This is a genomic window from Streptomyces sp. NPDC111507, assembly GCF_055638955.1.
Genome location: NZ_JBVKBU010000004.1, coordinates 346,625 through 358,907 on the forward strand (window position 1 = coordinate 346,625; position 12,283 = coordinate 358,907).

A 12,283-nucleotide genomic window follows, 5' to 3' on the forward strand; every position below is an offset into this window, starting at 1 on the left:
CGGGGCGTACCGAACGCGGTCGAGCCGATCGCCGCCGCGTGGGTGGAAGAGGGCCGCGCGCTCGATCTCCGGACGTGGTCAGGCGTGTTGGGGCAGTACGGTGTCGGGCTGGTCGCCGAAACCGGCGTCGCGTGCGCGCAGTGCGGCGGCGGCCCGGTCATGCACCTCCAGTTTGGTGAAGATGCGGGAGACGTAGTTGCGAACGGTCTTCTCTGCGAGAAAGAGACGCCGGGCGATCTGACGGTTGTTCATGCCGTCCGCGAGCAGTTCCAGTATCTCTGTCTCCCTGCACGTCAGTTGGGAGAACTCCGGCGGCTCGGGGAGTCTTTGCATGGTGGCGAAGAACGTGCTGAAGCGAGCCGCGATCGTCGGGCTGAACGCGGCACCCCCGCGTGCCACGATGTGCAGGGACTGAAACAGTTCCTCCGGGGACGCGATCCGGGCGAGATACCCGTTCACGCCGAGGCGGAGGGCGGAGACGATCACGTCGTCGTAGTCGTTCTGCGACACCACGACGATCTGTGGCCGTGACTTCTCCTGGCGATACAGGGAGACGATCCACGCTACGTTCCTGCAGATGGCGCGTTTTGACGGCGGCTCACCGATGATCACCACGTCCGGCCGGAGCGGGTTGTTCTCCAGACATCGAAGGCCGTGGGACTCGTCCACCGCCGTGCCGATGAGGTTGACGCTGTCGTCCTGTTCGACGATCGCCTCAAGTCCGGCCAGGGACACCGGGTCCTCACTGAGAATGAACAGGTTGATCCGCATAGCTTTGCACCCCCATGGTTAGCGTTTGTACGCCTGCAAAGACGCTGCCAGCCTAAGCAGACGAAACGGACGACCTGCACCGAGTTGAGCGGTGATGGTCCTGTTCCGGCCGCGTTGGACGCCCTGCTGATCAGACACCTAGGTTGGGGACATGGGAGATGTCTCGCGCCGACGCCTGATCCTCCTCGACGGGGCGGCGGCCCTCGGGTTCGCCCTGCTTCCGCAACTGACGCTGGTACGGCCCGAGAGCGGCGGCGCGCCCGGTGGGCTCGCCGTATCACTGCTCTCGCTCGCCACCGCGCTGCCGCTCGCCGTACGGCGGCTGTGGCCCCTCCCGGTGTTCGCGATCGTCCTCACCGCGTCCTGCGCGGCGCTGGCCGCCGGTCTCGGCCCTGCCGTCTTCCTCTCCGCGGCCTACGCCCTGTACCTGGTCGCGACGACACGGCGACGGCAGCTGGGGCGGTCGGCCGTGATCGTCGGCGGGGCGAGCACGGCGGGCGCGGCCCTGCTGACGGTGACGGGCGGGCAGCACTACACAGGCGGCACCGTGGCGGTGCAGTTGCTGTTCGGGCTGTTGATGCTGGGGGCGACGTGGGCCGCGGGAACGGCCGTACGGGAGCGCCGCGAGAGCCTACGGCGGACCATCGTGCAGGCGGCCGAGCAGGCCAAGGTCGAAGAACGCATGAGGATCGCCCGGGACATCCACGACGTCGTCACCCACAGCGTGGGCCTGATCGCGATCAAGGCCGGGGTCGCCAACCACGTCATCGCCACCCACCCCGAGGAGGCCAAAGAAGCCCTCACCGTCATCGAGGACATCAGCCGCAGGGCGCTGCGCGACATGCGGGCCACCCTCAAGGTGCTGCGCCGAGAACACGTCGACCAGCAGCAGGACCTCCAGCCGGTCCCCGGACTGTCGGACCTGCCTTCCCTGGTGCATACGGCCGAGGCGGCGGGCGTCAGCGTCGACCTGCGCTCCGACTGCGCGGAGGAACCACCCGACGGGGTCGCGCTGACCGCGTTCCGGATCGTCCAGGAGGCGCTGACCAACGTCGTCAAACACGCTGCCCCGACCCGCTGCCTGGTCAGCGTCACCGCGCAGGACGGCGTGCTGACGATCGGCGTCACCGACGACGGCCCCGGAGCCGGGCACCGGCCGACAGTGCCCGGCGGCAACATGGGGCTCGTCGGGATGAGGGAACGGGCCGTCGCACACGGCGGGACCCTCACGGCAGGCCCCCGCCCCGGCACGGGCTTCCGGATCCTCGCGACACTGCCGTACTAGTGCCACGGCAACCGCCCTACGTCCCGCCCACCGCATATGGCTGAAACGGTCTCATACCCCGGTATGGGTCCGGTCCGCGAAACCGGCCCGCACCGTCCCGACCCCGGTCCGATGTACGGTGCGGCTGCCGCGGCCAGACTCGTCGCGTGATTGACGTCCAGAACCTGACCAAGCGGTACGGGCCGGCCACCGTCGTGGACGGCCTGACCTTCACGGTGCGGCCCGGAGCCGTCACCGGCTTCCTCGGCCCCAACGGCGCCGGGAAGTCGACCACCCTGCGGATGATGCTGGGCCTGACCCGCCCCGACACCGGAACCGCGCGGATCGACGGGCACGCCTACGGCGACCTGGCCCACCCCCTCCGCCACATCGGCGCCCTGCTGGAGACCTCGGCCCCGCACCGCGGCCTGACCGCGCGCGACCATCTGCTCTGGCTCGCCCAGAGCAACCGGATCGCCCGCGGCCGGGTCGCCGAGGTCCTGGAGACGGTCGGGCTCGCGGACGCGGCCCGCCGCCGGACCGGCACCTTCTCCCTCGGCATGGGCCAGCGGCTGGGCCTGGCCGCCGCGCTCCTCGGCGACCCGCCCGTGCTGGTGCTCGACGAACCGGTCAACGGCCTGGACACCGAGGGCATCCGCTGGCTGCGCGACCTGCTGCGCTCGATGGCCGCCGAGGGCCGTACCGTCCTCATCTCCAGCCACCTGATGACCGAGATGGCCCTGGTCGCCGATCACCTGGTCGTCATCAGCCGGGGCAGGCTCCTCGCGGACACCGGAATGTCGGACTTCATCGAGCGCCACGGACGGTCGTACGTCCGCGTCCGCACCCCCGAACCCGACAGGCTCGGCAGGGAGCTGGAAGGTGGCGGCGCCACCGTGACCCGTATCCCCGGCGGAGGCCTGGACGTCGTGGGCATGGCGGCCGCGGACGTCAGCCGGATCGCCGCGGCGGGCGGCTTCCCGCTCGACGAACTCGGCACCCACGCCACGTCGTTGGAGGAGACCTTCCTCGACGTCGTCGGAGAAGAAGGCACCCGCACGGGAGCCGGCAGCGAACGCGTCCTCGGTGAGAAGGGCAGGAACACGCATGTCTGAGACCCTCGCGGCCGTCCGCGCCGAGACCACCAAGCTGCGCGGCATTCGCGGCACCCAGATCTCCCTGCTGCTGTTCGCCGCGGTCAGCGTGCTCATCGCCGCCCTCGACGGCTGGTCCGCGAAGAACGCGCTGGAGTCCGACAACCCGAGCCTGCGTTCCGACTTCACCCCGGAACAGGCCGGTCTTGACGGCATCCTCTACGGCCAGTTGGCGCTGATCGTGTTCGGCGTGCTCGTCGTCACCAGCGAGTACACGTCCGGCATGATCCGTGTCTCGCTGCTCGCCGTACCCCGGCGCGGGCGGCTGTACGCGGCGAAGATGGGCGTCACCGCCCTGGCGGCGGTGGCCGTCTCCGTCCCCGTCACCGTCCTCGGCTATCTGGTCACGCAGGCGGCTCTCGGGTCCCACGGTTCCTCGCTCGGCGCGAGCGGTGTCCCGCGCGCCCTGGCCGGGGCGGTCGTCTATCTGACCTTGATGTGCCTGTTCGCGGCCGGTATCGCGGCGATCGCCCGCAACGCCGTCGTACCGCTGGCCGTTCTGCTGCCGATGGTGCTCGCCGGGACGCACATCCTGTCCCTCATCGGGGCGACCAAGGAGATGGCCCGGTACTTCCCCGACCAGGCGGGAAACGAACTCCTCACCGTCCGCTCCCCGCACACGGCCTTCGGCGTCACGGTGCTGCTCGCCTGGACCATCGCCGCCCTCGGCTGGGGCTGGCTGCGCCAGCGCCGTTGGGACAGCTGACAGGACGGGCATGGGACAGCTGCCCCATGCCCTTGGGACATTCCGCCACGTAACTTCCGTGACAGATCACAGGCCGAACAAGGTCGGCCTGACCGATCCGATACGGGAGGACGCCCATGTCCGCGATCTACGAGCCCCCCATGCTCCAGGAAGTCGGCGACTTCGAGGAGCTCACGAAGTGCCTCGGCGTCGGAAGCTGCAACGACTTCGCCGGCTGCGGCTACGCGATCGTCTGCTTCTGGTGATCACGTCCGGTGCCGGTGCGTTCACGCGCACCGGCACCATCCGGGGTGACGAGGAGACGGGAGCGAGGCGACATGGAATTCGTGGTTCTTCCGGACTGCCCGGCCGGTGCCGCGGTGGCCGGCCGGCTGCGGGCGGCACGGCGCGTCGACCACGCGTCGGGGCGCCCCTGGATAGTCGGCGACTGGCCCGAGACAGAGGCCGTGTTCGTCGAGGCGGGCCCACGGCGGATGGCCGTGCTGGGACACACCCGGCTCGACACGGCCGCCGCGACCGCCGCGCTCGGCCGGCTGCGCTCGCCGCACGACGTGGACGCGATCGCGTCCCGGCTGCCGGGAGCCGTCCACCTGGCGGTGTCACTGGACGGCAGGACCAGGGTGCAGGGTTCGGCCGTCGGCGTACGACAGATCTTCACGACCGTCGTCGACGGGGTGACCGTCGCCGCGAGCGGGGTGGCGCCCCTGCTGCGGCTGACCGGCGCCGACCTCGACGAGGGCGTGCTCGCCGCCCGCCTGCTGGCGCCGGGCGGACCGCCCTGGCCGCTCGCCCAACGCCCGGTCCGCCGGGGCATCGAGGCGCTCACCACCGGCCACTGGCTGGAACTGGACACCGACGGCCGGGCCCGGCGGCACCGCTGGTGGGAACTCCCGGAACCGTCCCTCACACTCGCGGAGGGAGCGGCCGCCGTCCGCTCCGCGCTGGACGACGCGATCACCACCCGGGTCGCCGCGGGCGGCACCCTCAGCGCCGACCTGTCCGGCGGCCTGGACTCGACCTCGCTGTGCTTCCTCGCCCACGCGGCCGGCGCCGACCTGATCACGTACCACGTGATGCCGATCGACAGCGCCAACGCGGACACGGTCTGGGCCCGCCGGGCCGCGGAGTGCCTGCCGGCGGCCCGGCACCACACGCTGTCCGCCGACCGCTCCGAGAACCTCTTCGACGTCGGCTACACCGCCGACCTCGTGGGCGCGGCCCCGGAGGGCCCCTCGACCTGGGCCTCCGGACTCGCCCACATCCAGGACCTGGCCAAGCGGGCCACGGCCGAGGGCGCCTCGCTGCACCTGACCGGCTTCGGCGGTGACGAGCTGTTCGGCCGGATGCCCGCCTGCGCCTGGTCGCTGGCCCGGGCCACCCCGGTCGGCGGGCTGCGGCTCGTCAACCGCTACCGGCTGGCCAATCGCTGGCCGTGGCGGGCGACCGTACGCTCGCTCCTCGACCGGTCGACGTTCGCGCGGAACCTCGGCCGGGTCGCCGCCCGCATCGACGCCCCGCCCCCGCCCGTCGACGAGCCGGACTTCGGCTGGGTGTTCGCGCCCCGCATGCCGGCCTGGGCGACCCCCGACGCGGTGGACGCGGTCCGCGCCCTGCTCACCGATGCCGCGACCGAGGGGCCCGGGCCCCTGGACGCCGACCGGGCCCGGCACCAGGCGCTCGCCTCGCTCGTCTTCGAGGGAACGACCGTCCGCCAGGTCAACACCGCGCTCGGGGACACCGGCATCACCTGGGACGCGCCCTTCCTCGACGACCGGGTGGTGGAGGCGGCCCTGGCCACCCGGATCGACCAGCGCCTGACCGGCGGGCGGTTCAAGCCACTGCTCACCTCGGCCGCGCGGGGTCTGGTCCCCGCGGACATCCTGGGCCGCCGCGACAAGGGCGAGTTCAGCGCGGAGGCGTTCCGGGGCCTGGCCCGCAACCGGGCCCGGATCCTGGAGCTGTGCGAGGACTCCCACCTCGCCCGGCTCGGTCTCATCGACCCGGCGGCCTTCCGGTCCGCGGTGCTGAACCCGGGACCGATGTCCCACCATCTCCAGCCGATCGACACCACCGTGGCCTGCGAGAGCTGGCTGCGGACGCACCCGGAGACGTACCCCCCGCCCTCCGCCGAGAACACGCACACGGGAGAACTCCGATGAAGCTGACCCTCGCCCGCGACGTCACCCTCACCGACATCGACTCCGGGGCCGTCCTGCTCGACGGGCGCCGCGGCCGCTACTGGCAGCTGAACCACTCCGGCGCGGGCGTGCTGCGCCAGCTGCTCGACGGAACGGCGCCCGACGCGGCCGCCGCCGGCCTGTGCGCCGCCGCCCCGGTCGGCGACGACCAGGCACGGCAGGACGTCCAGGCCCTCATCGACGCGCTCAGCGCCGCCAAACTGGTGGAGGTGGCCTCGTGACCACCCCCGCCGTGGCCGAACAGGCCCCACGGCTGCCCTGGTACCGGCAGTTGGGCCCCCGGTGCGCCGCCGGGGCGGCACGGCTGCTGGTCCGGTTGCCCCCGGCCCGGCTGCATCGCGTGCTGGGTGTGGTCAGCAAGGGGTCCCAGCCCGCCGGATACGCCGAGGTGGCGTACGCGCGCCGGTCCGTCGTCTCGGTGAGCACCCGCTGCGCGGGCCTCGGCTGCCTCCAGCGTTCCGTGGCCACCGCCTTGCTGTGCCGGGCGCACGGCAGGTGGGCCGACTGGTGCACGGGGTTCAGAACCGAACCGTTCGGCGCGCACGCCTGGGTGGAGGCCGACGGGCGGCCGGTGGACGAACCCGGTGAACTCAGCGTGTTCCACACGGTGTTGGCGGTCCGCCGCCCGGACCGGCGCCGGACCACCTCCGGCCGGCCGCTCCACCCCTCCGAGGGGAGTCGCTCATGACGGCGGTCCGGGCCGAGGGCCTCTACGCGTACTACGGCACCACGCCGGCCGTGAACGGGCTCGACCTGACCGTGCCCACGGGCAGCGTCTACGGCTTCCTCGGGCCGAACGGCGCGGGCAAGACCACCACCATCAACATGCTGATCACCCTGCTGCGGCCCACCGCGGGCCGCGCGGAGGTGGCCGGCTTCGACGTCGCCGCCCGGCCCGCCGAGGTCCGCCGCCGGATCGGCATCGTGTTCCAGGAGTCGACCCTCGACCTGGACCTCACCGCCGCCGAGAACCTCCGCTTCCAGGCCGACCTGTGCGGCCTGTCCCGCCGCGCGTCCCGCGAGGCCATCGCCTCGATGCTCGATCTGATGGACCTCTCCGAACGCCACCGGGTGCCGGTACGGCAGTTCTCCACCGGACTGCGCCGTCGTCTGGAGATCGCCCGCGGTCTGCTCGCCGAGCCCAGTGTGCTGTTCCTCGACGAGCCGACGACCGGGCTGGACGCCCAGACCCGCGCCGCCGTCTGGGACCACCTGGAGCGGCTGCGGCGGGAGCGGGGCATCACGGTGTTCGTCACCACCCACCAGCTGGACGAGGCCGAGCACTGCGACCGGATCGCGATCATCGACCGCGGCAAGGTGGTCACGGAGGGCACACCCGCGGACCTCAAGTCCGTCATCGGGGCCGACCTCGTGGTCCTGCGCACCGACGACGACCCGCGGGCCGCCGACGTCCTCGCCGACCGGTTCGGTCTCCCGGTGGAGTCCACTCCGGACGGTCTGCTGCTCCGGGTGGAGCGCGCGGCGGCCCTGGTGCCGCGGCTGTGCACCGAACTCGGCGTGACCGTACGTGAGGTGGCCGTCGCGCCGCCCACGCTCGACGACGTCTTCCTGCACCACACCGGTCTCGCCATCCGGGAGAGCCCGACCGGCCCGCGCACGCTCGGCAATCTCGGGGAAGGACTGCGATGAGCCGGACCGACACCGCACCCGCCGCACTCGACGACGTCAAAGCCGCATCGCCACCGGCCGACCGGTCCCGCCACCCGGCCCGCCCTGTACTGCTGCTGTGGCGGCGGGAGATGACCCGGCTGCGGCACAACCCCGTACGCCTGGCCATGGGCCTCGTGACACCGCTGCTGTTCCTCGTCGTCCTCGGCACCGGCCTCGACGCCGCGTCCTCCAGCCTCGGCAAGGCCCAACTGAACGACTACCGTGCCTACTTGTTCCCCGGTACGCTGGTCATGTCGGTGCAGGCGCCGGCCATCGCGGTGGGCATCTCGCTGGTGTGGGACCGCAGGCTGGGGGTGCTGCGCCAGATGCTGGTGGCGCCGTTCCCCCGCGCGTCCATCGTCTTCGGGCTGGCCTTCGGGGGCGCCACCACGGGCGCGGTCTACGGCCTCATGGTGCTGTCCGTCGGCGGGATCGCGAGCATCCGCTACACGCCGATGCTGCTGGTCGTACTGCTCGAACTCCTGCTGGTCTCACTGATGTTCACCGCGCTCGGGCTGCTGGCCGCCGTCACCATCCGGCAGGTCGACACCTTCCAAGTCGTGGTGAACCTGAGTCTGATGCCGCTGATGTTCTTCTCCGGCGCGATGTTCCCGCCCAACGGCCTGCCCGGCTGGCTCGACACCGTCGTCAAGCTCAATCCGCTGACGTACGGCGTCGACGCGGTCCGCCGGACCCTGCCGGGCCCGAGCGTGCTCACCTCGGCGCAGACCCGGCTGATGCTCGGCGACTGGCATCCGCCCGTGGTCGCCGAACTGGGTGTCCTGGCCGCCCTCACGGCGGTCGCGCTGGGCCTCGCCGGCTACCGGTTCTCCCGTACGTCATGAGCCGGGGAGGACAGGACACGGTGGACGCGGGCCCGGCGGACGTCATGACGACGGTCAACCCCGTTGTCCCGGACGGGCGTTGGGCGGGCATGGCACGACTCGCGGCCCGGCTGCTGCTGGCGGCGGTGCTGGCCTACGCGGGTCTGGTGAAGATCGGGGACCTCACGGAGGCCGGACGGACGGTCGCGCTCTACCGCATCGTGCCCGCCGATTCCGCCCAGCTCGTGGGCGGAGTCCTGCCGTTCGTCGAGGTGGCGCTCGCGCTGCTGCTCGCGGCCGGGCTGGCCACCAGGGCCGCGGCGGCGGGCACGGCCGTCCTGCTGCTCGCCTACGCGGCGGCCATCGCCTCGGTGTGGGCCCGGGGCATGTCCATCGACTGCGGCTGTTTCGGCGGCGGAGGCACGCTCAGCGGTGGCGCCGTACGCGGCTACGCGCTCGACATCGGGCGTGACCTGCTGCTGCTCGGCGCGGCCGCCCTCCTGATCCGGAATCCGCGCACCCGGTACGCGCTGGACGGCTGGGTCCTCGACCCGAAGGAGTGAGGGCATGACGGACATGGACACACGGACAACGGACGCCATGGTGCGCCGGATGGTGCACCAACGACACCGGCGACGGCGCGCGGTGGTGGTGTCCCTGGTGGCCGCCCTGGTGGTGGTCGCCGCCGCGCTGGTCGGCGCGGGCCTGGTCCGGGCGACCAACACGGCCCCCGGCAAGGCGCCGAGCCGGGTACCGGCCGGGATCGCCGCCGACAAGTCGGGCGTGGCCGCGTCCACCGGCGCCGTACGCGTCGACGTGTACCTCGACTACCTCTGCCCCGAATGCCGTCGTACCGACCGAGCCCTGACCGCGGCCCTGGACGGTCTGAAGGCGCACGGCGGCGTGAGCGTCGTCTACCACCCGGTCGCCTTCCTCGACGACCGCAGCTCACCCGCGGGCTACTCGACCCAGGCGGCCTCGGCGGCGGCCTGCGCGGCGGACGCGGGGCGGTTCGAGCAGTACTCCACGGTCCTGTTCTCGAAGCAGCCCGCCGAGCAGGGCCCCGGGCTCAGCGAGGCCCAGCTGATCGCGGCCGGCCGGGACGCCGGCATCACCGCGGCGTCCTTCGCCCGCTGCGTCGAGGACGCCCCGTACCTGCCCTGGGTGCGGTACGTCTCCGATCTCGCCGCCTCCCACAAGGTGGCGCTGACCCCGACCGTCATGGTGGCGGGCAGCCGGGTCGACGTCACCGGTTCCGATCCGGGCGGTGCGCTCACCCGTGCGGTCACGGCGGCCCGGCGGTGACCCGGCTGACCGTGGCCCTCTCCGGTGACTTCATGGCCACCCGGGGAGCGGTGATCACCTCCGACCCGGCCGCCGGACGGCTCCGCGATCTCCTCCACGACGCCGACTTCGCCGTCACGAACCTGGAGGTGGTCCCCTACGACGGCCACGGACACCCGGTGCACAACGCGGCCGGCGGCGGCTGTCTGATCGCGGACTCCGGGGTGCTGGACGAGGTCACGGCGTCCGGGTTCACCGTGCTGGGCTGCGCCAACAACCACGCCATGGACCTGGGCACGCAGGGCGTGCTCGGCACGGTGGCCCAACTCCGGTCCCGGCGGCTCCCGTTCGCCGGGATCGGCGCCGACCTGACCACGGCACGCCGGCCCGTCTACGTCGACCGGCCGGGCGGCAGCCTGGCGCTGCTCGCCTGCACCACGACGTTCCTGCCCGGCCAGGAGGCGGCCGATCCGTCGCCGGAACTGCCCGGCCGGCCGGGCCTCAGCCCGCTGCGGCACTCCGCGACCCTGCGGGTGACGGCCCCGCAGATGGACGTGCTGCGGACGATCGACGCCGAGACGGGTCTGCGGGCCCGCCGGGCCGAGGCCCGCACCCTGCTCGGGGTCGATCCCGCCATTCTCGCGCCCGATCGGCTCACCCTGTTCGGCACCCGCTTCCTGACGGCGGACGAGCCGGGCTTCACCACCGAGTGCGACCCGCGCGACCTCGACGAGCTCGCGCGCTGGGTCGGCGAGGCCCGCCTCCGCGCGGACCTCGTCGTGGTGAGCGTGCACTCCCACGAGCCCGGCCCGACGCCCGAGACACCGGGCGAGTTCCTCCGGGTCTTCGCGCACCGCATGATCGACGAGGGCGCGGACGTCGTGGTCGGGCACGGCCCGCACTTCTTGCGCGGAGTCGAGCTGTACCGGAACAGGCCGATCTTCTACAGCCTCGGCAACTTCGTCAGCCAGATCGACCTGGCCGACCGTGTCTCCGCCGAGGACTACGCCAAGGTCACCACCGACCGGCCGCCCACCCCGGGCCGCTACTACGACCGGCTGAGCGGCCACGGCACCCGGCTGTTCGCCCCGCACCGCCGCTACTGGCAGTCGCTCCTGCCGGTCCTCACCTTCGACGACGGCAACCTCGTGGCGGCCCGGCTCCACCCGGTCGACCTCGGCTTCGCCCTACCGGTGCACCGCAGGGGCCGCCCCCGTCTGGCCGACCAGGCCGAGGCCAAGGACATCCTGACCGAGGTCGCCCGGCTGTCGGAGTCGTACGGCACGACGGTCGGGGCGGGGACCGACGGCACAGCCGAGCTGCTGCTGGACATGGCGTGAACGGCCCCGCGGGGCAGGCGGGTTGACGAGGGAGCTCGGCTAAAATGCCCCACGTCACCACGTTCTACGAGCGCACGAGGAACCGGGGAACACGCATGGCCGAGGCGGTCCGGGTACTGATCGCGGACGACCAGGCACTCCTGCGCGGGAGCTTCCGGGTCCTCGTGGACTCCACGCCCGGCATGGAGGTCGTCGGCGAGGCGGCCGACGGTGCCGCGGCGGTCCGGCTCGCCCGGGAACTCGCCCCGGACGTCGTCCTGATGGACCTCCGGATGCCGGTCCTCGACGGCATCGCGGCCACCCGGGAGATCTGCTCCGACGAGACGCTGGCCGGGGTCCGGGTGTTGGCCCTGACCATGTTCGACATGGACGAGTACCTGTACCCGGCCCTCCAGGCGGGCGCCAGCGGCTTCATGCTGAAGGACGCCTCACCGTCCGACCTCGTGGACGGCATCCGGGTCATCGCCACGGGCGAGGGCGTACTGGCCCCGACGGTCACCCGGCGCGTCATCGCCAACTTCTCCCGCCGCGGCGAGACGCCCCGCCCCGCACCACGACTCGTCGGCCTCACCAAACGAGAACACGAAGTCCTCGTCCTCATCGCCAACGGCCTGTCCAACGCCGAGATCTCCACCCACCTGGTCATCAGCATGCCCACCGTGAAGACCCACGTCGGCAGCCTCCTGGCCAAACTGCACGCCCGCGACCGCGCACAGCTGGTCATCATCGCGTACGAGAGCGGTCTGGCTGAGCGGGGAATGCCGACGTGACCGCGGCGCGTCCCCCGCTGGACGGCTGCGGCAAGACACGCTTCCGTACGGACCGGAGAGAGCCACACGTGCCCCTGCGTGCCCGACCAGCCAGTGGGGGCGGCTTCCGGGAGGACGACGGCCAGGACGCTCACGACGCCGACAGGGTACGCGGCGCACCGAACTCCTCAAGCGGGTGTCGCGGGTTCGAATCCTGCCGGGGGTACAGAGAAGCACCTGGTCAAAGGCCCTTCTGTCCGGCGGACGGGAGGGCCTTCCTACGCGCGGCACACCTGCGGCCGCGGGCAGAGGATGAGGATCT

14 protein-coding genes are annotated in these 12,283 nt (G+C 72.3%); 13 read left to right on the forward strand and 1 reads right to left on the reverse strand.

The window, feature by feature from the left end; translation table 11 throughout:
* Positions 1–78 precede the first annotated feature (78 nt).
* Entirely contained in the window at positions 79–771 is a 693-nt protein-coding gene (locus ACZ7M2_RS19275; protein ID WP_471596270.1) for a LuxR C-terminal-related transcriptional regulator, read from the reverse strand.
* A 151-nt stretch (positions 772–922) separates the two neighbouring features.
* Here ACZ7M2_RS19275 and ACZ7M2_RS19280 point away from each other — a divergent pair, with 151 nt between their 5' ends.
* The 13 genes from ACZ7M2_RS19280 (at position 923) to ACZ7M2_RS19340 (ending at position 11,982) form a co-directional block, all read left to right on the forward strand.
* Positions 923–2,056, forward strand: coding sequence for a sensor histidine kinase (locus ACZ7M2_RS19280; protein ID WP_471596271.1), 1,134 nt, complete (start codon positions 923–925; stop codon positions 2,054–2,056).
* Between the two features lie 146 nt (positions 2,057–2,202).
* Positions 2,203–3,150 carry an ABC transporter ATP-binding protein gene (locus ACZ7M2_RS19285; protein ID WP_471596272.1) on the forward strand — a complete coding sequence of 316 codons (948 nt, stop codon included), beginning with the start codon at positions 2,203–2,205 and terminating at the stop codon, positions 3,148–3,150.
* Entirely contained in the window at positions 3,143–3,895 is a 753-nt protein-coding gene (locus ACZ7M2_RS19290) for an ABC transporter permease (RefSeq protein WP_471596273.1), read from the forward strand. The genes ACZ7M2_RS19285 and ACZ7M2_RS19290 overlap by 8 nt, the downstream gene beginning before the upstream one ends.
* Positions 3,896–4,011: 116 nt before the next feature.
* Positions 4,012–4,140 (forward strand): aborycin family tricyclic lasso peptide, encoded by a 129-nt coding sequence (locus ACZ7M2_RS19295; protein ID WP_103079660.1) that lies wholly within the window; start codon positions 4,012–4,014, stop codon positions 4,138–4,140.
* Positions 4,141–4,212: 72 nt separating this feature from the next.
* Positions 4,213–6,054: a lasso peptide isopeptide bond-forming cyclase gene (locus ACZ7M2_RS19300; RefSeq protein ID WP_471596274.1), complete on the forward strand. Its 1,842-nt coding sequence runs from the start codon at positions 4,213–4,215 to the stop codon at positions 6,052–6,054.
* Positions 6,051–6,314: a lasso peptide biosynthesis PqqD family chaperone gene (locus ACZ7M2_RS19305; RefSeq protein ID WP_352044234.1), complete on the forward strand. Its 264-nt coding sequence runs from the start codon at positions 6,051–6,053 to the stop codon at positions 6,312–6,314. Before ACZ7M2_RS19300 ends, ACZ7M2_RS19305 begins: the two co-directional genes overlap by 4 nt.
* Positions 6,311–6,781, forward strand: coding sequence for a lasso peptide biosynthesis B2 protein (locus ACZ7M2_RS19310; protein ID WP_471596275.1), 471 nt, complete (start codon positions 6,311–6,313; stop codon positions 6,779–6,781). Before ACZ7M2_RS19305 ends, ACZ7M2_RS19310 begins: the two co-directional genes overlap by 4 nt.
* Positions 6,778–7,743 (forward strand): ATP-binding cassette domain-containing protein, encoded by a 966-nt coding sequence (locus tag ACZ7M2_RS19315; protein ID WP_471596276.1) that lies wholly within the window; start codon positions 6,778–6,780, stop codon positions 7,741–7,743. Before ACZ7M2_RS19310 ends, ACZ7M2_RS19315 begins: the two co-directional genes overlap by 4 nt.
* Positions 7,740–8,609 carry an ABC transporter permease gene (locus tag ACZ7M2_RS19320; RefSeq protein ID WP_471596277.1) on the forward strand — a complete coding sequence of 290 codons (870 nt, stop codon included), beginning with the start codon at positions 7,740–7,742 and terminating at the stop codon, positions 8,607–8,609. Before ACZ7M2_RS19315 ends, ACZ7M2_RS19320 begins: the two co-directional genes overlap by 4 nt.
* On the forward strand, positions 8,606–9,151 hold the full coding sequence (locus tag ACZ7M2_RS19325) for a MauE/DoxX family redox-associated membrane protein (RefSeq protein WP_471596278.1): 546 nt from the start codon (positions 8,606–8,608) through the stop codon (positions 9,149–9,151). The genes ACZ7M2_RS19320 and ACZ7M2_RS19325 overlap by 4 nt, the downstream gene beginning before the upstream one ends.
* Positions 9,152–9,155: 4 nt before the next feature.
* A complete protein-coding gene (locus tag ACZ7M2_RS19330; protein ID WP_471596279.1) occupies positions 9,156–9,893 on the forward strand; it encodes a DsbA family protein in 738 nt (245 codons plus the stop codon).
* Positions 9,890–11,212, forward strand: a complete 1,323-nt coding sequence (mslH, locus tag ACZ7M2_RS19335) for a lasso peptide C-terminal Trp epimerase (RefSeq protein WP_471596280.1) — start codon at positions 9,890–9,892, stop codon at positions 11,210–11,212. Before ACZ7M2_RS19330 ends, mslH begins: the two co-directional genes overlap by 4 nt.
* 95 nt (positions 11,213–11,307) lie before the next feature.
* Positions 11,308–11,982: a response regulator gene (locus ACZ7M2_RS19340; RefSeq protein ID WP_471596529.1), complete on the forward strand. Its 675-nt coding sequence runs from the start codon at positions 11,308–11,310 to the stop codon at positions 11,980–11,982.
* The last annotated feature ends 301 nt before the right edge of the window (positions 11,983–12,283 follow it).

Excerpts from the sequence above, each read along its gene's own strand:
- ACZ7M2_RS19325 (WP_471596278.1), top strand. The coding sequence starts at position 8,606 with ATGAGCCGGGGAGGACAGGACACGGTGGACGCGGGCCCGGCGGACGTC.
- ACZ7M2_RS19315 (WP_471596276.1), top strand. The coding sequence starts at position 6,778 with ATGACGGCGGTCCGGGCCGAGGGCCTCTACGCGTACTACGGCACCACG.
- ACZ7M2_RS19330 (WP_471596279.1), top strand. The coding sequence starts at position 9,156 with ATGACGGACATGGACACACGGACAACGGACGCCATGGTGCGCCGGATG.
- ACZ7M2_RS19305 (WP_352044234.1), top strand. The coding sequence starts at position 6,051 with ATGAAGCTGACCCTCGCCCGCGACGTCACCCTCACCGACATCGACTCC.
- ACZ7M2_RS19280 (WP_471596271.1), top strand. The coding sequence starts at position 923 with ATGGGAGATGTCTCGCGCCGACGCCTGATCCTCCTCGACGGGGCGGCG.
- ACZ7M2_RS19340 (WP_471596529.1), top strand. The coding sequence starts at position 11,308 with ATGGCCGAGGCGGTCCGGGTACTGATCGCGGACGACCAGGCACTCCTG.
- ACZ7M2_RS19275 (WP_471596270.1), bottom strand. The coding sequence starts at position 771 with ATGCGGATCAACCTGTTCATTCTCAGTGAGGACCCGGTGTCCCTGGCC.
- ACZ7M2_RS19295 (WP_103079660.1), top strand. The coding sequence starts at position 4,012 with ATGTCCGCGATCTACGAGCCCCCCATGCTCCAGGAAGTCGGCGACTTC.
- ACZ7M2_RS19300 (WP_471596274.1), top strand. The coding sequence starts at position 4,213 with ATGGAATTCGTGGTTCTTCCGGACTGCCCGGCCGGTGCCGCGGTGGCC.
- ACZ7M2_RS19290 (WP_471596273.1), top strand. The coding sequence starts at position 3,143 with ATGTCTGAGACCCTCGCGGCCGTCCGCGCCGAGACCACCAAGCTGCGC.
- ACZ7M2_RS19320 (WP_471596277.1), top strand. The coding sequence starts at position 7,740 with ATGAGCCGGACCGACACCGCACCCGCCGCACTCGACGACGTCAAAGCC.